The organism is Phycisphaerae bacterium (assembly GCA_017999985.1).
Classification (GTDB): Bacteria; Planctomycetota; Phycisphaerae; order UBA1845; family Fen-1342; genus JAGNKU01.
This window is the reverse complement of sequence record JAGNKU010000009.1, coordinates 208989-229657: the sequence shown is the minus strand read 5'-3', so window position 1 is coordinate 229657 and position 20669 is coordinate 208989. Positions and strand designations below refer to the sequence as shown.

The 20669-nt window shown below is 69.7% G+C and carries 16 protein-coding genes; 6 read left to right on the top strand and 10 right to left on the bottom strand.

Annotated elements, in window-relative coordinates; genetic code table 11:
- The 6 genes from KA383_13860 to KA383_13835 form a co-directional block, all read right to left on the bottom strand.
- On the bottom strand, positions 1 to 1930 hold a 1930-nt coding region (locus tag KA383_13860; GenBank protein ID MBP7747202.1), incomplete at its 3' end, for a hypothetical protein.
- Between the two features lie 451 nt (positions 1931 to 2381).
- The gene (locus KA383_13855; GenBank protein MBP7747201.1) at positions 2382 to 3056 is read right to left on the bottom strand and encodes a cytochrome c; all 675 of its coding nucleotides are present in this window, start codon (positions 3054 to 3056) and stop codon (positions 2382 to 2384) included.
- Positions 3053 to 3661 carry a cbb3-type cytochrome c oxidase subunit II gene (locus KA383_13850; GenBank protein MBP7747200.1) on the bottom strand — a complete coding sequence of 203 codons (609 nt, stop codon included), beginning with the start codon at positions 3659 to 3661 and terminating at the stop codon, positions 3053 to 3055. Before KA383_13850 ends, KA383_13855 begins: the two co-directional genes overlap by 4 nt.
- A complete protein-coding gene (locus KA383_13845; protein ID MBP7747199.1) occupies positions 3658 to 5076 on the bottom strand; it encodes a cbb3-type cytochrome c oxidase subunit I in 1419 nt (472 codons plus the stop codon). Before KA383_13845 ends, KA383_13850 begins: the two co-directional genes overlap by 4 nt.
- A gap of 20 nt (positions 5077 to 5096) precedes the next feature.
- On the bottom strand, positions 5097 to 7670 hold the full coding sequence (locus KA383_13840) for a U32 family peptidase (GenBank protein ID MBP7747198.1): 2574 nt from the start codon (positions 7668 to 7670) through the stop codon (positions 5097 to 5099).
- A 12-nt stretch (positions 7671 to 7682) separates the two neighbouring features.
- Positions 7683 to 8141: an HIT family protein gene (locus KA383_13835; GenBank protein MBP7747197.1), complete on the bottom strand. Its 459-nt coding sequence runs from the start codon at positions 8139 to 8141 to the stop codon at positions 7683 to 7685.
- A gap of 213 nt (positions 8142 to 8354) precedes the next feature.
- On the opposite strand from KA383_13835, the gene KA383_13830 reads away from it, so the two are divergent.
- A complete protein-coding gene (locus KA383_13830; protein MBP7747196.1) occupies positions 8355 to 9380 on the top strand; it encodes a hypothetical protein in 1026 nt (341 codons plus the stop codon).
- A gap of 18 nt (positions 9381 to 9398) precedes the next feature.
- Here KA383_13830 and KA383_13825 read toward each other — a convergent pair whose 3' ends face one another.
- Positions 9399 to 10307 (bottom strand): hypothetical protein, encoded by a 909-nt coding sequence (locus tag KA383_13825; protein ID MBP7747195.1) that lies wholly within the window; start codon positions 10305 to 10307, stop codon positions 9399 to 9401.
- A gap of 216 nt (positions 10308 to 10523) precedes the next feature.
- Here KA383_13825 and KA383_13820 point away from each other — a divergent pair, with 216 nt between their 5' ends.
- The gene (locus KA383_13820) at positions 10524 to 12167 is read left to right on the top strand and encodes a hypothetical protein (GenBank protein ID MBP7747194.1); all 1644 of its coding nucleotides are present in this window, start codon (positions 10524 to 10526) and stop codon (positions 12165 to 12167) included.
- A gap of 8 nt (positions 12168 to 12175) precedes the next feature.
- Here the strand turns inward: KA383_13820 and ribD are convergent, their stop codons facing one another.
- From ribD to KA383_13805, 3 genes are all read right to left on the bottom strand, one after another.
- Positions 12176 to 13285 (bottom strand): bifunctional diaminohydroxyphosphoribosylaminopyrimidine deaminase/5-amino-6-(5-phosphoribosylamino)uracil reductase RibD, encoded by a 1110-nt coding sequence (ribD, locus tag KA383_13815; protein ID MBP7747193.1) that lies wholly within the window; start codon positions 13283 to 13285, stop codon positions 12176 to 12178.
- Positions 13282 to 14118: a DUF1571 domain-containing protein gene (locus KA383_13810; GenBank protein MBP7747192.1), complete on the bottom strand. Its 837-nt coding sequence runs from the start codon at positions 14116 to 14118 to the stop codon at positions 13282 to 13284. Before KA383_13810 ends, ribD begins: the two co-directional genes overlap by 4 nt.
- Before the next feature lie 155 nt (positions 14119 to 14273).
- On the bottom strand, positions 14274 to 15674 hold the full coding sequence (locus KA383_13805) for a hypothetical protein (GenBank protein MBP7747191.1): 1401 nt from the start codon (positions 15672 to 15674) through the stop codon (positions 14274 to 14276).
- On the opposite strand from KA383_13805, the gene thyX reads away from it, so the two are divergent.
- The 4 genes from thyX to KA383_13785 all read left to right on the top strand — a co-directional run bounded on the left by thyX (position 15586) and on the right by KA383_13785 (position 20669).
- Entirely contained in the window at positions 15586 to 16596 is a 1011-nt protein-coding gene (gene thyX, locus KA383_13800; protein MBP7747190.1) for an FAD-dependent thymidylate synthase, read from the top strand. The genes KA383_13805 and thyX overlap by 89 nt on opposite strands.
- A gap of 35 nt (positions 16597 to 16631) precedes the next feature.
- On the top strand, positions 16632 to 17717 hold the full coding sequence (locus tag KA383_13795) for a hypothetical protein (protein MBP7747189.1): 1086 nt from the start codon (positions 16632 to 16634) through the stop codon (positions 17715 to 17717).
- A gap of 37 nt (positions 17718 to 17754) precedes the next feature.
- Positions 17755 to 19887, top strand: a complete 2133-nt coding sequence (locus KA383_13790) for a tetratricopeptide repeat protein (protein MBP7747188.1) — start codon at positions 17755 to 17757, stop codon at positions 19885 to 19887.
- Between the two features lie 257 nt (positions 19888 to 20144).
- Entirely contained in the window at positions 20145 to 20669 is a 525-nt protein-coding gene (locus tag KA383_13785) for a hypothetical protein (protein MBP7747187.1), read from the top strand.

The following is a 20669-nucleotide window of genomic DNA, read 5'->3' as shown; positions in this document are numbered from 1 at the left end:
CGTTGGCCCAGATGGTGCCGCAGACGGTGAAGGGCGTGCCCAGCGTGTAGGGCAGGGTTTCGAAGGCGTACGGCGTCGAGTTGCAGCCGCCGTTCGGATCCGGATCCTGGTCGCACGTGGAGTTCTCAACATAGGAGCCCGCCGGGCAAGCCGCCAGCGTGCAGGGCTCGCAACCCGCGGTCGTCACGGTGACCTTGTAATCTTCCGCGCAGCGGATGCCGGAGAACGTCGCCGGCGCGACCACCGCGTAGTACGTGCCCGGAGGCACGCAGCGGCTGGTCAGCGTGGTGAGCACGCACTTGGTGCCGGCGACCGGGGCGGCCACGTCACGCGAGCCGTCGCAGTCATTGGCGCCGGCCGGGCCTTCGCGGATCAGGAAGATGACCGGGTCGAACTCGGCCTCGACGGCCACGCTGATAGTCACCGGCGAGGCGCCGCCGACCGTGAAGCGATACCAGTCCATGTCACGCGTGTTATCGAACGTCGCGGCCTCGCCGTAGACGGTCGTGCCGACGGTGATCGGTGAGAAGAGCGGCGTATCGAGATTGCAGCCGCCGTTGAAGACGTCGGCGGCGCAATCATCCGGCTCGTTCTCGAGCACGGCGCCGGAGGGGATGACCACGGTGCAGCAGCCGCCGGTCGGCCACGGATCGCAGGTGGTGCCCCAACCAGCCCAGACGTTGCCCTGGGTGCGGGCGCCCGGGCAGATGATCGGCAGGGAGTTGGTGCTCAACAGCGTGACGAAGGCGTTGATGTCGCCGAAGGACGGGAAGGTGTTGTCCCCGTTGATGTCGCCGTTCTGCGGATCGCAGCCGGGGTACGTCACGACCCAGACGGGGTTGTTCGATAGATACAGCACGAACGGGTTGATGTCCGCGAAGCTGACCTGCCCATCGCAGTTGAGGTCGCCGTAGCACGGCTCCGGCGGCTGGGTGGTTTCGCAATCCGCGAAGATCGTCACGTTGCACGAACCGTCGTCGCCGCAGCAAGCGCCCAGAGCCTGACCGCAGGCCGGGCTGAGCGCGCCGCAAGTCCCGTTCTGGACGAAGCGACCGCCGATGCCGTCGCAGTAGAGCTGGGCCGCGTTGTTGAGGCACTCGCCGGTGCGGTCATCGCAGCAGGCGCCGACGATTTTCTCGCCGAAGCAGTAGCCGAGGTCGCACTGCGCGGTGACGGCGGGTCCAGGGACCGTGCCGCCGACTTCATACCACTGGTAGAACTTGTTGTCGCCCTCGTTGGAGCCTTCCCAGAGGTGATAGCAGCCGGGGGTGCCGTCGCCGCAGATCGAGAACCAGCCGGTCGTCAGGTTGACCGGGGTGGTCAGAACGGCGGTGAACTGCCACAGGGTCGCGGGGACCGTCGCGAAGGTCACGGTCTCCCCGGTGTCGACGGCGGTGGCGACGAGGTTCTCGGTGTAAACCGGGCTGGCCGTGTTGGGCGCGCCCGCGTTGTCGCTGTAGAAGCGGATGCGGAAGAGGTGCTGCGACTTCGTGCAGCCGTTCGAGGCGTCGTCCACATACACGCCGCGCCAGGTGATGATGCCGATCGGCTTGTTGATCGTCACGCTCGGCGGCGGGAAGTTCTCGCAGCGCACGCGGATACAGGGCGATGGCGCCGGATTGCAGAACTGGATATCCGAGTAGAAGAACCACTGGGACGTTCCACAGGCGCCGATATCCTGGCCGCAGATGGAGCCGGTGGGGCAATCCTCGCCGGCGCGCTCCGCAAAGCTCTCGCCCGTCACGACGGGCACGACGAGCGCGTCGATGTCGTCGGCCATGTAACCGATCAGGTTGTTAGTGGGCGAGGGGGTTGGCCGGGCCGCAAAACTGCCGGCGCCGGCCGGGGCCACATTGCTCAGCATTGCGTCCTGGGCCAGCCCGACGCTGCACACCAGGAGCATGGTACAAAACACACCGAGTCTCTTCATGATTGCGTGTCCTCCATCAAGTTCGCAGCCGACTACCAGACAGCTCCAGACGGCCAAGCCACTGCGCGGACCGGCCCGGAACTCACCGGGCAGAGACGCAGGCCGCGTGGTGGCGTCGAAGTCCATCGATTATGGGGCCCTGCCAGCGCGGGACTTTCGCACTCAGGGCAACGGTGTATTCGGGAGTTTCTGCGCGCAAGTTGAGCCGGCGCCCGCGCGCCTGTGCGCGATTGCGCCGCACCGCGCAAACAGCCGCGTGTCCCCCCGGACAGGCTGCGCGGGTTCCGATTCGCGGGCCACGCTTGCAATACAAAATACTTCCGCAGCGTAACGCACCGACCTGTTACAAACCACTAATGGCGGAGCGTCCACCAAGGCTGCTTAGCCCGCACCGGATGGCACCGATTGAGTCCCAATCCCAGGCGCGCACTTCTTTCCGCCGATATCGGTTCTACTCGCCGCCACGCTTCAAGTCAATACCGCAGACCCGAAAACGACTGGCGCGTGTCGCTTGTGCAACATTAGTTATCGGCAACTGAACACCGGGGCACCGCGTTCCGTCACGATGGGCGCGCCCGCCCAGTTCGTCGGCAGTCCATGGACGGCGCCGGTCAGCGTATTGCTGCCGGATCGCTGCCACTTGTTCGGCATCGAGCGGACCCGCGCCGGCGCCCCACTCCGCTCGGATGAACGTGAGCACGGCCGCGACCCGCTCGTCGGGCAGGCCGGACCACGGCGGCATCCATGCATCATAGGTGACGCCGCGGACGACAAGTGGCCCCTGCACGCCGTGCAGAACCATGCGCGTCAGCACGTCCGGATCGCCACGGACCCATTCCGAGTCCGCGAGTGGCGGATACGTTCCCGGCACGCCCTGACCATCGGGCTGGTGGCATCCCGCACAGGAGCGGTAGTATCGCCGGCCAAGGACCAGCGAAGTCGCCGGTGGCCGCCGGCTGTCCGCCGCCGCCGGGTCGGCGTCGTGTACGTCGCCGCGGAAGCCGGCCACGTGTGTAGCGGCATACCACGCGCCCCAGCCCAGTAAGACCAGCGCGCAGCCCACTACGCCGCGCGGCAGCGCCGCGTGCCCGGTTCGCAGTTCGTGCTCGGCGGGTGTGCTGCTCACGGACCGACCTCCGGCACGTCGTAGTCGCAGCGCAGGCTGAGCAGGTAGGCCACGAGCGCCGCACCTTCGTCGGTTGGGAGCCACTGCGATGGTTCCTGCTTGCGCGGTCCAGGTATGGCGAGCGTGCCCAACGACCGCGCCTGATCGGGTGCCTGCGGGCGGAACAGGAATGCGTGCGGAGGCATGATCGAGCCGGGCGTGGCCCGCTGCGGGTCGAGCAGGTGGAGGTAGTGCCATGCGGCGCTCGGCTGGCGGCTGCCGATGTCGGCCAGGTCTGGTCCGGTGCGGAGCGTGCCCAGCAGTGGCGGCTGATCATGGATATAGTCGCGGGCCACGGTCCGCCTTGCGCCCCAGCCACGCTCGATGTCCGCGCCGCAGCCGGCCGGTCGGAGCTGCTGTGTGTGGCAATACACGCAGCCAAGGCTGATGTACGCGCGGCGTCCGACCAGCTCGCGCCCGCCGGGATCGAAGGGGCGCAGGTCGCCCAGCTCGTCCTCGACCGGGATCAGGCCGGCAAGTTGCACCTGCGGGATGGCGACCAGCCCAGCGAAGGCGGCAAGCGCTGTGAGCAAGGCGGCCGGGTAAACCTGCGTGACGCGGATCATGGGCGGACTTCCCTGGCCGGGCGTGCGCGGCGGAGCAGGCCGATCAACAGGACCGCGAAGATGAGGTGCGCGAGCAGCAGCAGATACGCGGCGATGCTCCGCGCCCCCAGGTACGGCAAGGTCGCGGCGACGATGGCCGGAAACGGCACGTCGGCGTCATTCATCTGGGTGCCCTGGATGAGGCCGCCGATGGTGAGTGCGCCCCAGAAAAAAGCGACGCCGACCGTGCACGTCCAGAAATGGAGGCGCATGAGCTGGGGCATGAGCGGTGGACGCGGACCGAGGCGCGCGAGGCTGGCGTACATGGCGCCGAACATGGTCAGCGTGAAGAACGCGTAGAGCCCCAGGTGAGCGTGTCCGACCGTGTAGTGCGTGAAGTGCGTGACTTCGTTGACCGAGCGGAGGGCCTGAATGGCGCCCTGGACGCTGACGACCGTATAGCCCAGCGCGCCGCAGACGATGAACCGCAGTGCAATGTTCGCGCGCAGCAGCGCGAAGCCGCCGCGCAGTGTGCCGTGCAGGTTGACGCTCACGGCGATGACCGGGATCAGCATCAGCACGCTGCCGACCACGCTGACGGTGATAAGCCACTGCGGGACCGGGCCGCCGATCAGATGGTGCATGCCCGCCCAATTGTAGAAGATCGCGAGCGTCCAGAAGCCGAACAGCGACAGCGCGTGGCTATACAGGGGCGCGCCGCGCAGGACCGGGAACAGGTAGAACGCGGTCGCCAGCGCGAGCGGCGTGAACCAGAGGCCGAGCAGGTTGTGCGCGAACCACCAGTTCGCGGTGGCGGCGGGGATCCCGCGCGTGACGCCGCCGTGGATGACCTGGTTGGCCAGCAGGTACAACACGGGGAACCAGAGCACCGCTGCCAGGATGTACCACTGCGACACGTAGAGCGGGCGGGTGGTTCGCGCCGCCAGCATGGTGAGCGATGCGACGACGATGAGCCCGAGAACCGCGGCGAAGACCAGTGACCAGACGTACGGAAACTCGAGATATTCCACGCCGGTGCCGGCGCCGCACAGGATTGCCAGCGTCCCGCCGGCCACAGCGACGTTCCAGAGCACGCCGCCGGCGATCAGCAACCCGGGAAACGGGAGTCGCACGCCGCACAGCCGGGACTGCATCCAGAGCAATGTGCCGATGCCCGCCAGGCCGGCCCAGCCGTAGAGAGCGGTGTTCACGTGTGCCGGGCGCAGGCGGCCGAACGTCAAGTACGCTGAGCCGGCCAGGAAGCCGGGCGTGTGCAGCTTGATCGAGACGATGAAGCCCAGCGCGCTGGCAATCAGCAGCCAGAACGTGGCAGTGGCATAAAAGGTCTTCACGACGGCGGTGCTGGCGGCGTCGAGCCTGGCTGCGGTCGGCGGTGCGGTCAGGTCAGGCGGGTGCGGCGCCGGAACGTCGATCACGGTCAACTCGCCGCCCTCCGTCAGTCTGTCTCCGTCCGCTCGGCCGTCGCAGCCCACGCGCCGCGCCCCAGCCCCGCGGGACACAGCGCATGCAGCCGGCGGAGCACCGCTGCCGGCTCATCCTCGCCTGTGACCAGCGCTGCGTAAAGGTCCAGCACACCGCGACACCGCGCAGCCGGCTCGCGGAGGAACTCGACGCGGAAGTGTCGCACGCCGCGGCGGCGCATGTCCGGAACGAGTTCGGCGGCGGATTGGACGGCGGCATGGAACACCGTGTTGCGGCCCTCCGGGTCACGCAGCACGGGGTGCCACATGCCCACGCGGTCGCGCAGGTGCAGCGCGTGGCTCCGGCAATGCCAGCCGCAGTCGCCGCAGCGCGTGCCATCGGAGAGGCTGGCGGCGAAGAGGCAATGCCGCGTGTGGAAGAGCGGGATATGCTGGTGGATGACGACCTCGCACGCATCGGCGGGGATGCGCGCGAGCAGGTCGGCGAGCCGCGGCCAGTTCAGGTCGTAGCTGGGCGTGATGCGGCTGAGACCGCCCGCGCACAACTCTGCCGCGGCGATCTCGTTCGCGATGTTCAGCGCGTAATCGCCGATCAGCCGGAGGGATCCGGCGTGCTGTCGCAGGTGCCGTAGTGCGGTAAGGTTCCGCACGAGCACGGCGTCGGGTGCAAATTGGGCCAATTGCTCGATGTCGCCTTCCTCACTCGGCATGACAATGCGCGCGGTCGCCAGACCGACCGGCCAGCCCGCGGCACGACCCGCGGCCACTGCCCGTCCATAGTCGCCGGTGCTCTCGAAGTCGCAATAGAGCGTCCCGCGTGCGAGCGCCGTGGACGGCGGCGACCACGCACACACCGCCGCGAATTGCTCGCCGTCGCGGACCAGCACGTGCAGTCGGGGCTGCGTGCTTGACGCTGGTGGCGTCACGAGCAGTGCCGCGGCTGCTTGCCGGAGCTGCTCCAGCGCACGTGGTTCCGCAATTGGGTGGCGGGCCGCTGCGGCGCGGAGCGCGCCCAGTTCTTCCACGGCCCGGCGGCGCAATTGGTTCAGCACGCTCTTCGGCGCCATGACCGGCACGGAATCCGTCGCACCTTCCGGGCCCTGCAATTCGACCTCGCCGAGCGCGAACGGCGTATCGCCCAGCCGCGCGAACTGCTCGCGAATCAGCCCCACCGTCAGCGAATGCCTGCGTGCGGGTTCGAGCGCGGCATCCGAGCACACGCGCGCTGTCCGCCCGGCTTCGTCGCGCACCGTCACGGCGAGCACCTGGCCCGCGGCAGCTTCGATGCGCACGTGGATTGGCACGCGTCGGACGACCACATCACGGCCGAAGCTGGTCTCCAGTTTCCGCCGGAGCGTGGGGTCATCGGTGCGCCACACGCGGCAGCCGTTGCGCAGGGCCGCCAGACTGACGTCGCCGCGGCCGAAAGTCAGCAGGACCTGCATTGCGGCACCGCGCTGGGCATGCCGCACCGGCGCGACCGTGTAGATCCGTCCGCCCTGCTCGTTCTGATCGGGGTGGCCCGGGTCGAAAACGACGCCGTCGCCCGGCTTCAGTGGCGGTACAGGCGGTGGGTCGGTGAGCTCAATCTTCACGCCCTGCGCGACGCGTGCGACGACAGTGCCGACGCACACGCCGCGGTTACGCGGGCACGCGCCGGGCACGAGCGTCTGGTGGTTGACGCCCTCCAGGAAGCCGTGGCCGAAGCCGCGCGAGAAGCTCTGCGTGAGGTCGGCTTGCTGCGCGGGCGAAATGACGAACGGCCGGCGCTGCACGGCGGCATCGAGCGCGGCACGGTAGACCTGCGTCGCGGCCGCGACGTAGTGGGCACTCTTGAGCCGCCCTTCAATCTTGAACGCGGCGATGCCGAGCGCCACGAGTTTGGGCAGCAAAGCATGCGCCGCCAGATCGTGCGGACTGAGGAGATACTCGCGATGGCTCTGCTCCAGCGGCCGCCCGTCCACGATGAGGTGGTACGGCAAGCGGCAGGCCTGGGCGCACAAGCCGCGGTTGGCGCTGCGGCTCCAGAGCGCCTCGCTGGCCAGGCATTGCCCGCTGTACGAGATGCACAGCGCGCCGTGGACAAAGACCTCCAGCGGCAGGGGGCTGGCGTGGACCAGCGTGGTCAGCTCCGCGAGCGTAAGCTCGCGCGCCACGATGACGCGACTGACGCCGAGCGCTTGCAGGTACGCGATCCCGCCGGCCGCGGTCTGCGTCATTTGTGTCGAGGCATGGATGGGGAGCGTCGGCACGACCCGCTGGAGCAGTCGCACGAGCCCCAGGTCCTGCACGATGACCGCGTCGGCCCCGGCTGTCGCGAGCGCCTCCGCGTACGCGACGGCCTGGGGCAGCTCTGCGGAGAAGATCAGCGTGTTCAACGCCACGTAGCCCTTGACGTTGTGGCCGTGCAGGTACGCCATGATCTCCGGGAGGGCGGCGCGCGTGAAATTCTGCGCCCGCTGCCGCGCGTTAAAGCTCTCCAGGCCGAAATAGACCCCGTCGGCGCCGTTGGCAACCGCGGCCCGCAGCGCGTCCCAATCCCCCGCCGGGGCGAGCAGCTCGGGCACGGTGGTCGGCGTCGCGGACATGACGGGGCTCACTCAGGTGCCGGTCAGGGCGGCCCGCAGCGCACGCTGCAGACGCGCGTACTCGGCGGGCGACAGTGGCTTGCGCTGGGCCGCCGGGCGCAGGGAGAACGCTTGTCCCCACCAGCCGTCCGTCGGATAGCGCGGCACGACGTGGCAGTGCAGGTGCGGCACCTCATTGCCCAGGATGGCGTAGTTGATTTTCCCCGGCCGGCAGCAAGCGGCCACCGCCGCGGCCAGCCGGCTTACGTCCTCGATGAAGGCAGCGCGCTCGGCCACACGGAGGTCGAACACCTCGGCCACGTGTCGCCGGTGGTAGAGGATGCAATAGCCCGCGAAGTCGGCGTCGTCCTGCAACAACACCCGCCCGGAGGGGAGATCCGCGAGCCAGGTGCGTTCGCGCGCGCCGGACGCGCCGCAGACCGGACAATCCGCGCCGCGCAGCCGCGCGGCCCACGCTGGTGCATCGAACATGGGCACCTCATATTCGGCCCAACGGACCACCAGCTTAGCGGACACGGGGCGGGACTTGTAGCGCCGGCTGCGGCCGTCCGCGTCCAGAAAACCGCGGGCACCCCGGGCGGTGGCCGGGAGCGCCCGCTTCGGACGCCCGGATCCGCGCCGGCCCGGGAAGGGGGGTGTTGTTCAGGGCGATATACTCTGACACCAAGACTCGAGCGCGTCCGCATGCGTAGCCGATTGCGATTTGCCATTCCGTGTGCCGCCGCCCTGCTGATCGGCCCGGGGTCTTCCTGTACCCGGCTCGACGACCCGGCTGCGACCGGCACGGGGCCGTATGCCGTCCGCGAGCAGGCCTACGTCTGGTACGACGTCAGCCGGTTGCGCCCGTTGCCCGTGCGTATCTACGCGCCCGACAGCGACGGCGGGCCGTTTCCGCTGCTCGTGTTCTCGCCCGGCACGGGCAACTCGCGCGACCACTACACGTTTCTGGGACGGCACTGGGCGGGCCAGGGCTACGTGGCGGTCTTCGTCACGCACCCCGAAACGGATGAGGATGTAATCTACGGCGAACAGCGCCCAGCATTGATCGTTCTCCAGGCTGTGTACGAGGCGGTGCAACAGATCTCCCTGCGCTGGGACCGGCCGCTGGACGTGTCGTTCGCACTCGACCAGGTCGCGGCCGACCCGAAACTGAGTGCGCAGGTGGATTGGAACCGCGTCGGCGTGGCTGGGCATTCGCTCGGCGCCTACACCGCCCTGCAACTGATCGGCATGCAGGTCGCCGGGCTGCCGGCGGCGCACGCGGAGCTGGCCGACGCCCGGGTGAAGGCCGTCGTCGCCCTGTCGCCGCCTGGCCCGGGTTCACTGGGCCTCGACGAGCAGTCCTGGGACGCCATCACGATGCCGTGCATGACGATCGCCGGCACGCTCGACGTCGACCCAGTCACGCACAGTCCGACGTTGCGCAAGATGGTCTTCGAGCGCTCCCCCGGGCCGGACCAGTACTTTGTCACGCTGGAGAACGCGACGCACGGCACGTTTGATGACCGCAGCCCGTGGGCGCTCGACCGGCTGCTCCATCCGCAGTACGCGGCATACATCGCCGACGCGAGCACGGCGTTCCTGAACGCCTATCTGCGCGGGGACGGCGCGGCCCAGGCCGACTTGCTGGACGGCAGCCTGGAGCGCGACTCGGACGGCGTATGCACCGTGGAATTCAAGAACGTGACGTTGATCGACGGCGGCGACTAGGCCGCGGCCCTGCGCGGTCTACCCGTTCCAGCCCGCCAGTCGCGCCAGCAGCCACCAGAACGCCCGGCCCTTCTGATAGCAGTTCATGCACTGCGAGTGCGCGCACTCGATGCACGTCGGGCAGGTATGGGCTTCGCACCAGGTTGTGCACCACTCGCACCAGTCCGAGCCGTCGGGGTAGTAATTCCCGGCGGGGTCGTAGCTCTCGATGTCGGCGAAGTCGAACAGGGCCTTGCCGTGGGCAGCGCACCAGGCGCGGATCTGGTTGTTGCGCGCGTACAGGTTCTCGGTCGGCCCTGTGCCGTCGAGGTGGCCGGTCATGTAGATGAACACGACGTCGGGGTAGTCGGCCTCCAGCGCGTCCATGGCCGTGAGATAGGCGTCGATGCCCTCCGTCGTGTTTCCGCTGACGCCGCCGCACCAGGACCACGCCACCAAGTTGATGTTGTTGCCCGGCGCGTCGAGCACGTTGCGGGTCACGTCCACCCACGCGAGGTCGCCGTTCTCTCCGAGATCGCCGCTCTCTTCTGTAAGAGTGAGCGTGTCCGCGCCGGTGTTGAACGCGTAGCGTGCGTCCTCGACCTGCAGCATCTCCAGCCCTGTGACGATCTGGCTGCCATGCGACGTGTGGCCGTAAAAGATGCGGAAGGCCGCCTGCGCGGCGGCGATGGCGGCGGCGGGGATATCATCAAAGGCCACGGCGGCGGTGTGGTCGGCGATCACGCCGCCGGCCGGCACCTCCCCGCCGGTTCCGGGCGTGACGCCATTATTGTCGTTGTGCTCGTCCGTGCCGTCCGGGGAGTTGGCATCCGTCGTGTCCTGACCGTTGTTGCCATTGGTGTTGGGGCAACCCGAGACGACCGCGAGAGCGCAGCAGACGAGCGCCGTCCAGGCAACCGCGACGAAACCGTTCTTCCATGCGGACATGATCGGCCCCTTTTGTACGCCAGGGCGGTGACAGATGCGCCTGCCGGAGCGGCGGGCGTCACCGTGCCTGTACGCGCGCATGGTAGCACCGGGGCGGCGGGTCGCAAAGCGATTCTTGCACGCCGGTCGCCGGTCTGGCCGGCCGGTGGTACGATGCCGCGGCGCGGTCCGGGCGGCGGGGGGCGCTCAGCGCGCTGCCCGGTGTGGGTGCGTGTCGTGAAGGCTTTGCTGGATTCGCCGTTCGTCATGTTGTTCACGGTGGTCGCCCTGGGATCGCTGGTAGGGGCCGTGCGCGTGCGCGGCGTGGCGCTCGGGGCGGCGGGTGTGTTTTTTGTGGCGCTCGCCCTGGGCGTCGCCGTCACACTCGGTGGTTGGGAATGGTCGCTGCCGCACGAGCTGACCGAGCTGGGGCTGGTGTTGTTCGTCTACGCGGTCGGGCTCCAGGCCGGGCCGCGGTTCATGGACACCCTGCGCACGCGGGGCGGGGCGTTCCTGCTGGTCGGGGCCGGCGCGACCGCGGTCGGCGCGCTGGCGACGATCTTGCTGGCCCGCGCGTTGGGGCTCTCGGCGCATCTGGCTGCGGGCCTGTACTGCGGCGCGACGACCTGCACGCCGGCGCTCGCGGCTGTCCTGGACGCGATTCGGCGGGTGTCGCCGGAGGACATGAACATCGCGTCGGTCGGCTACGGGGCGGCGTATCCGTTCAGCGTCGCGGCGGTCGTGCTGGTCGTTCAATTGCTGCCGCGCCTGCTGCGCGTCCGCGCGTCCGAGGCGGCGGCGGAGTTTCGCAATGCCGAGGCCGCGCGCTGGCCGCCGCTGGAGGAGTGCGCGTTTCGCATCACGAATCGCAACTGCGCCGGCCGGACGATTGACGAGCTGCAGGCCTTGCACGTCACGCGGGCGGTCATCGCACGCGTCAAGCATGAGGGCAAGATCGGGCCGGCGCGTCCGGAGACGACCCTGCACCTCGGTGATGTCGTGCTGGCGGTGGGCACGCCCGAGGAGCTGGCGAAGTTCGAGGCCCTGCTGGGCGATGTCGTCGTGGAGTCGATGTACGACCCGACCGGCAACGTCACCAGCGAGCAATTGGTCGTCTCACGCCGCGACGTGCTGGGCAAGTCGCTGCGGCAGATCGGGGTGTGGGAACGCTTCGGCGTGGTGGTCAGCCGCGTCCGGCGGGACAGCGTCGAGTTCACGCCGCGTGGCGATCTGCGCCTGGAGCCCGGCGACGTCCTGCGCGTGGTTGGCCAGCGGCAGGACATCGCCGCGCTGGCCGCGGCGTTGGGGCGCGAGGAGCGGCGGCTGTATGAAACCAGTCTCGTGCCGTTCGCGGCGGGGATCGCGCTGGGTGCGGCAGTGGGGCTGATTCCGCTGCATTTGCCGGGCGGTTTGGAGGTGCAGCTCGGCCTGGCGGGCGGGGCGTTCCTGGTGGCGTTGTGGCTGGGGCACTGGGGGAACACGGGGCCGGTGCGGATGTATGTGCCGCACGCGGTGAAACAGTTTGCCCGCGAGTTGGGGCTGATTATTTTCTTGGCGGGGGCGGGGGCCGGGGCTGGGCAGCGCTTCGTCCCGGTGCTGCGCGATGCCGGTCCGCAGATCCTCATTGCTGGCGCGCTGGTGACGCTGGTGACGGTCGCGGCGGCGGCGCTGGTGATGTTCCTGCTGCTGCGCTGGAATGTGCTGTATGGGGCGGGGTCGCTGTGTGCGTGCATGACGAATCCGCCCGGGCTGGCGGCCGCGAGCAACCTGGCCGATTGTGACGCGGCGGCGGTGGGCTTCGCGAGCGTGTACCCGATGGCGCTGATCGCCAAGATCGTCTACGCGCCACTGATCTTCTTGATCCTGCGGATGTTGGGGTGAACGGGCGCTCAGTGCATGCGGCACTGGAGGAAGTACCCGTTGCCAAGCGGCTTCAGGCGGGCCCCGGGAGGCAGGTGCCACGCGTCGGCGACGGTCGCCGCGCCGCGGGCGTGCAGGGGGCCGGGCGCGTTGCGGCCGCCGATGAGCAGGGGGGCGATGTAGACGTGCAGCTCGTCGGCCAGCCGCTGGTCGAAAAACTGCCCCAAGAGCCGGCCGCCGCCTTCAACCAGGATGTTCGTCATCTGCCGCGCGCCGAGCGCGTCGAGGATGGCGGGCAGCGACAGACCGGCGCGCGTCAGGGCGACGGGCTGCAATTCGCAGTCGGCACGGACCAGCGCGCGGGCCCGGCGCGCCGAAGCTTGGCGCCCATGGAAGATCAGTGTGGGCGTCCGGCGCGCGGTCCGCACGAGTTGGCTGCCGAGCGGCGTGCGCAGGCTGGAATCCAGCACCACGCGCGTCGCGATGCGGCGCGGCCGACCGACGCGGCAGGTCAGCAGCGGATCGTCGGCCAGGACCGTGCCGAGGCCAACCAGGATCGCGTCGAGTCGCCCGCGCGTGCGGTGCGCGTGTCGCCGGCAGACCTCGTCGCTGATCCACTTCGCATCGCCCGTGCGCGTCGCGATCTTGCCGTCCAGGCTCTGCGCCCACTTGAGAATCACCCACGGCCGGCGTGCGCGGACCAGCTTGAAGAACGGTGCATTCAGCTCCGCGGCCTCGTCCGCGCACATGCCCACCTCTACCCGTACCCCGGCCTTGCGCAACAGCGCAAAACCGCCGCCCGCGACCGGCACATTCGGATCCTTCAGGGGCGCGACCACGCGCGCCACGCCCGCGGCGAGCAGCGCATCCGTGCAGGGCGGCGTCTTGCCGTAATGGCAGCAGGGCTCCAGCGTGACGTACACCGTGGCGCCGCGGGGCGAGCCGGCGCAGGCCCGGAGCGCCTCGATCTCTGCGTGCGGACCGCCGAAACGGTGGTGATAGCCTTCCCCGATGACGCGCCCGCCGCGCGTGATCACGCACCCGACCATCGGATTCGGCTCGACGTGTCCCTGCCCGCGCATGGCGAGCGCCAGGGCGCGGCGCAGATAGCGTTCATCGTCACTCGTGAAGCAAGTCATAGTCGGGCCGGCGCGGGTGGGGGCTGCTCAGCACGGAGCGTCGCACGCTCCGCCTCCAGCAGGAAATCATGCTCTGTCAGCCGGACGTGCGGGTCCACGTCCGTGTAGAAGTAGCTGGCGTCAATGTCCCCCGACGCGAACTTGAGGATCGTGCCGGCCGGCAGGTCGGTGGTCGCATGGCAGTACAGCTCCTGCACCGGCGTCGTGTACCGCGCGGCGGGGTACTCCAGGCGAATGTGATGCACGCGCGGGCCGCCCGGCGGCAGTTCTTCAAGACCCGCGTACGTAATGACAACGTCGCGACCCGCCGCGCGCAGCTCCGCCAGCGTCCGCTCCATCAAGCGTTCGAGGCCGAACTCGGTCAGCGGGTGCTTGGCCTCGCCAAACGCGACCGGCGTATACAGGTTGACCTGATTGACGCCGGGCGGCGGAACCAGCGGCGGCGACCACCAGCGCGTGACGAAGCGCACCTTGTTCTCGGCGGCGCCCTCGACGTACACGCTTTCGCCGTACTTCACGTCCGGGTCGAGCCATTTCATTCGCACGCTGAAGGGCCGGCGGCGGAACCAGCATTGGATATGCTCCGGGCCGTGCAGCTTCCGAAACAGCCCGCGGCGTTCGTGCCGCGTGAAGTGCAGCGTGTACTGCTGCAACGCGCGGCAATTGGCCGCCACCCGTTCGAGATACGCCACTGGAGCGCGGCGGACGATCTCGGCGCGGGCGTCGGCCTCGGCGGGTGCAAGGCCGCGCGCCGTTTCCAGTTGCGGTTCCGCGGGTCCCTGGCTGGCGCAGCCGCTGAGCAGCCCGAGCAATGCGCAGAGTATCGGCCACATGCAAAGCACCGGCCGGCGCCGCGCGTCAGCCACGTTGCCGATCTGACGGATGCAGGTCATTGGCCCGTAGTGTAGCACTGCCCGTGTGAAACCGGCTATCAGTCCAACCGTTCAGCGCTGGCCCGCCTGTGCCGCGCCGATCCCGCAAAGCGTGTTCACGGCGCCGACTCGCGTGCCAACCGCTGGGCCAGCGCCCGCGCGGCCGCATACGTCGTGTCCCAGCCGACCCACACACCGCGCACCAGTCCGGCCCCGTCCACGACCCGGATAACCGGGAATTCGCGCAAGCCTTCCACGTCCTGCAGCGGGCCGCCGATGATCTGGGTCAAGCCACTCCCGCAGCGTTCGATCGCCCGCCGCGCCACCGCGAGATTAAAGTCCATGTTGTAGCACAGCACCGGAACCACCGGATGGCCGGGCTCGGTCGTCCAACGCCGCAGCGGTTCGAGCACCCGCAGCCCATCCGGCGTGCTTGCCGACCAGAAGCACTCGATGACGACGCCGCGCCGCACGCGCTCGCTCGTCATCGCCGTTCCCGACGCATCCTGCAAGGACCAGGTCCGGGCCGGCTGGTTCAGCCAGCGCAGGGCCAGCGCGGCCCGCGCGCGCAGCACCCCGGCGTCCGCCCGCAACTGCTGCCGACGGCTCTCGGCGATTTGCGCAAATGGCGAGCCGGCCCGACCGTCCACATCCGCTGCGAACGTCGCCCAGAGCTGATCGAGCTGCTGCAGCGTCCGCGTCAGCTCGGCCGGCCGGTTCGTCACCTCGCCCAGCAGCCGGTCCTCATGCCGCAAGGTGCGCAGGTACCGCTCGGCCTCCTCGGCGCGCCGGGCAGCCCAGGTCGCCGAGCGCGTCGCGCGCTGGCGCAAGGTGGTGCTTGTGTGCGTACGCGTGCCAGCTTGCTCGTCCCGTGTCTCGGCCGCGCAGCGCACGACGTGGCCGGCCTCCGTGTCAAACCAGAATTGTCCACTCCGGGCCTGGCCGAGCACTTCCATCACGCCGGCGGGATCGTCCAGCTCGAACGCCACCTGCTCATAGTCCGGCTGCGCGGGGTCGGGGCCGCGGCTGGTGCAGCGCCACCGCCGCGCGAAAACGTCCTCCGGCGTCGTCCACGCCCCGAGGTGCGCGGTGGTCAGCGGCAGCATGGGCAGGATGTCGAGCGCCGGGTCGACGGCGCCCAGCCGTGTGATCGTTTCCTCCGGCAAACGCCGCCGTCCGTTCTCATCCACGTAGAGCAGCGCGCTGCGCGCCGGGGCCGCCTGACCTTCCACGGGCGGCGCCAGCACGACCAGCAGCAGGACGCCACTCCCGCTGCGCTGCAGACACCAGACCTGCACCTCGGATGTCCGCGTTGTGCCGGCCTCTGTGTCGCTGCCCGCAAACACGGTGGCCCGGTGCTCGTAGACTAGGCACGTGCCGGGCTCCAAACGGTAGCGCAGCGCCGGCTCCGCCGCGGCTGCGGCGGTCATGGCCAGCAGCACGACCCCGGCCAGCCGCCCGGCGCCGGGCGCGACCGGCGCGGACGGCGCACAATCCGATGCATGGGCCTGCGACATAGCTCGGGTAGGGTACCGGCGGCAGCCGAAGGAGTGGATAGCGGGCGGCGAAAAAACTGCGCCGGCCCCGGGCTGGTCTGCCGGGCCGCACGACGGCTGTTGCCGCTGCGGCGGCCGATTACAATGCGCCCCCGACGAAGGAGGTGCGGTGGTGAAGATCATCCGAGAGCCGCGCGTCTACCTGGTGGGCCGCCAGCAGGTGGACTCCGCCGTGCTGGACCAGTTCCTGAACGACCACGCCGCGAGCTGGAGCACCGACACCGCGATCGGTGCCGAGCAGCTCTGCGAGGTGGCCGGGCGGGTCTGCTACATGTCGTTCGGCAAGGGCCGCAAGACCAACGCCGAGTACATGGCGAACATCATCGGCTCGGCGCACGGCTCGGTCCTCGAGCACGCCGTGTGGAACTTCGTGATCACCGGCGTGTCGCGCTCGTTCACGCACGAGCTGGTGCGGCACCGCGCGGGCTTCGGCTACTCGCAGCTCTCACAGCGCTACGTGGACGAGACCACCGCGGACTTCATCGAACCGGACTGCATCGCGGCCGACGACGAACTGCACCAGGTCTGGCTGGCGGCGATCGAGCAGTCGCACGCGGCGTACTGCCGGCTGGTCGAGGGCCTGCAGCGGAAGTTTGCCGCCGAGCCGGACCCGACGCTGCGGCGGAAGCTGGCGCGGCAGGCCGCGCGGAGCGTGCTGCCGAACGCGACCGAGACGAAGATCTTCGTAACGGCCAACGGCCGGGCACTGCGGCACTTTATCGAGGCCCGCGCGCACGAGCACGCGGAGGTCGAGATTCGCCGGGTCGCGCTGCGCATCCTGCGGCTGATGCAGCGCGAGGCGCCGAGCCTGTTCGGCGACTACGAGATCGTGACGTTGCCGGACGGCACCGAGGTGGCCCAGACGGAGCATCGCAAGGTGTGAGGCGCGGGATGTTGCGGTGGCCGGTGGAGCAGCCCATGAACGGATTCGGCGGCCGGGCGCTGGTCGTGGTGGCGGTGTGGTTGAGCGCGTGGGCGGCGGCGCTGCCGGCGTCGGCGGAGCTGGCCGATGTCTACCTGGCCAACGGTCTGCGCCTGCGCGGGGACGTGGTGGTGACGGACACGGAAGTGGTGGTGCGCAACGCCGCCGGCGAAGTGCGGCTGGTGCCGGCTGAGGTCCTGCGCATCGAGCGCGTCAGGTCGGCGACGAGCCAGCCGGGGTCGGCGTCCGCTCCGGCCACGTTGCCGGCGTCGCGACCCGCGGCGCCGCCCGCGTGGCCGGAGATCGCGCCCGCGCCGCCGATCTCGGACCGGGACATTCAGCGGCTGAAGATCGGGGAGCTGGCCCTCGACGGGGCGGCCGACCCCGTGCGGGTGCGCTTTCTCCGCAAGGGCCGGCAGCGCGATCTGCCGACCGAGGTGCTGGAGCAATTGCGGCGCCGCGCGAACTACCGGCCGGAGTGGGAGGACGTCCTGACCCGCGGCCAGCCCCATGAGAAGCTTCAGCTCATCATTCGCGAGACGGGCGCCGAGCACGTGGACCGGATCGTCGTCGAGGGTGATCCGAGCACGTTCGCGCTCTTCCGGCGCCGTATCCTGCCGCTGGTGAATCGCGGTTGCGCGCGCGCCGGATGCCACGGCGGACGCACGGCGCGGGTCTTCCGTTTCCCGCAGGGTTCGCCGAGCAGCGACACCTACGCGTACACGACGTTCATTCTGTTGGACCAGCTCGAAACGCCCCATGGGCCGCTGCTGAACCGCACCAATCCCGAGGGCAGCGTGCTCCTCTCCTATCTCATGCCGCCGGAGTTGAGCGAGCGCGGCCATCCGCCCGTGGGCAAGGGGCCGAGCTTCAAGCCGGTGCTGCGGGACGTGACGGACCGGCAATACCGGGTGGTGCTCGAGTGGATCAACAGCCTGCTGGTCCCCCGGCCGGACTACGGGCTCGAGTACGAGAATCCCTACGCCGGGCGCCGCGGCGCGCCTGCGGACGCGGGTGCAGCCGAGCCGCCGGCGGAGTCTCAGCCGGCGCCCGAGAGCCCACCGGCCGACGCGTTGCCATGACTGCGGGGCCCAGTCGCGAATGAAGCCGAAGCGCTCCGTGCCTGCCACGACCATGCCACCGGCGCCGGACGAGCGCCGCCTGTGGACGGCGGCCGCCCGTGATCCGCGCGCGTGGTGCGGTGCGCTGGTCATCATCGCGGCAGTCCTGGCCGCGCACTGGAACGGCCTGGCCAACGGCTTCAACTACGATGATCTCAGCACGGTGATCGAAAACCCGCATTACCGCGGGTTGGGGCCGGCCCAACTCGGCTGGATGTTCACGACCTTTCGCATGGGGCACTACCAGCCGCTGTCGTGGGTGACACTGGGCGCGGACTATCTCCTCTGGGGCGACCGGCCCTTCGGCTACCACCTCACCAATCTCATTCTGCACGTCGCCAACGCGCTGCTCGTCTTCTGGCTGGCGCTGGCGGTGCTGGGAGCGCGCGGCGCCGACCAGCAGGCGACGCCCCGGCGTCCGGGGTGGGCGGTGCATCTGGCCGCGATCGTCGCCGCACTGCTGTTTGCCCTGCATCCGCTGCGCGTCGAGTCAGTCGCCTGGGTGACGGAACGCCGGGACGTCCTGAGCTCGTTCTTTCTGCTGCTGACCTTGTTGCTCTACCTGCATGCCCACGGCGGCGCCAGTGTTCAGCGCCCGCGCGCCTGGCTCGCCGCAGCGCTCGGGGTGTTTCTCCTGTCGCTGCTCAGTCGCGCCGTGGGCATCACCCTGCCGGTCGTACTGCTGGTCCTGGACTGGTATCCGCTCCGCCGCCTCGGTCCGGCGACGGGCGGATGGTTCACCGCGGCCGCGCGCCGCGTGTACGTCGAGAAGATCCCCTTCCTTGTGCCCGCGCTTGTGTTTGCCGTCATCGCCGGGCTGGCGCAGACGTACGCCGAAGCCGCGGTGCCGCTGACCGAGCACGGTGTCTGGGCCCGGTTGCTGCAGGCGTGCTACGGGGTCGTGTTTTACCTGTGGAAGACCGTCGCGCCGTTCGGTCTCTCGCCGCTGTACCAGATGCCGGCCGAAATCTCGCTGCGGTCGGTGAAGTACCTGCTGGCGCCGATCGCCCTCCTCCTGATTGTGCTCGTACTGGCGCGCTATGGCCGGCGCTGGCCCTGGCTGACCGTCGTCGCGCTTCTGCACGCGGTCCTGTTGTCGCCGGTGCTGGGGCTGGCGCAGAGCGGGCTGCAGGAAGTCGCGGACCGCTACAGCTACCTGCCGTCGATCGGCTGGGCGCTGCTGGTGGGCGGCGGGCTGCTGTGGCTCTGGCGCCGGCCACGGTGGCGGGGGCTGGCGCTCGCCGGCACCGGTGTCAGCGTGGCTGGCCTGGCCGGTCTGGCGGTCCTGACTGCGCGGCAAAGCCTGGTCTGGCGCACGCCGGAGTCACTCTGGGAACAGGCAATCCGCGCCGCGCCCGGGCCGATCACGCACCACAACCTGGCCGCGATCTACGCGCGGAGTGGCCGCCTGAACGACGCAATTGAGCAATACCATGCGGCCCTGCGCATTGAACCGCTCGACCGGACCGCCGCGTATGGCCTGGCGAAGGCACTCACCGACGCCCGGCGGCTGGATGAGGCCGTGCCGGCCTGGCAGCGAATCCTGCGTTTCGCGCCCGACGACACGCGGGCCCGCCTGCAGTTCGCGCTGGTGCAGCGCGACCGCCACGATCTGGCACAGGCGCTCGCGGAATACCGCGAAGTCGCGCGCCGCCAGCCGGACGCGACGGAAGCGTACGTTCGCATGGCGGAGATTCTGCTGGCGCAGCAGCGTCTGGAGGAAGCGCGCGAGGCCTGTCACCGCGCCCTGGCCCTGGAGCCCGAGCAGCCCGAGGCACACTACATGCTCGGCCTGCTGCACGGGCAACGCGGTGAGCACGAAGCCGCCCTCGCCCGGTATCGCCGCGCCCTCCAGGCGCGCCCGGACTTTGTCGAGGCCGGGGTGAACCTGGGCGTCACGCTCGAGTGGCTCGGTCAGCGTGACGCGGCGATTGCGGCTTACCGCGCGGTTCTGGAGCACCATCCCGACCACACCATGGCGCGCTACAACCTGGCCGTCAGCCTCTCGCGGGCTGGGCAGCGTGACGCGGCGCTTGCCGAAGTGCGCGCCGTGCTGCAACGCGAGCCGGAACATCCTGACGCCCGCCGGCTGCTGGCCGCGCTCGAGGCGCCGCCCGCCGACGGGAAGTAATCACCCTGGCTACTGCCGGACCGCACGAATTATCGCTCGCCGTGACACGTTCGCGGCGCGGCCGACCGCCCGCATGCGGGTGGGCGCCGACCGCTTGGGCGCGGGCCGTGCCGCGCGCGGACCCCGGCCGCTTCCTGGAGATCTTCTCGGACCTTTGCCGCGGCTCAGCCCTGGGGTGAACCGCACGCTCCCCCCGGCGCGCGGAAACGATTGTCTTCGACGCTTTCCGGCGTATGGTTTAGTAGGAGGCCGGAAAGATGGCCCAGGATCATTTCACCATCCTTGGACTCACGCCGGGACGGCACACGCCCCGCGAGATTACCGGTCGTTTCCTGGAGCGGCGGGCGCGGCTACTGGCAGACTTGGATGACCCGCGGCGGCATCAGGTCTCGCGTCGTGACCTGGAGGAGTTGCACCTGGCGTACGCGGCCCTCTGTGACCCGCGGCGCCAAGATGAGTATCTGCGCACGCACGCGGTCGAGGGTGACCCCGTGGGTGAGCTGCGCACGCTGATCGCCGCGTCGCTCGAGGATGGTCTGCTGCGGCATTCGCGGCGTCAGGCGATCCTGGAGCGGGCGGCCGAACTGGGCATCAACGAATTCCGGGCGCAGTTGCTCATTGCCCAGGTGCAATTTGACGGCGACGAACCACCGGTCGCCCGGCCGATCCTGCCGCGGCCGCGGACGACGGTGGGCGCGGGCCGGGCCTGGGCGCGCCTCGCGGGGGCGGGGGCGCTGGCAGCGGCGCTCTTCATGCTCCTGGTGCGCTGGCTCGGCGTCTGA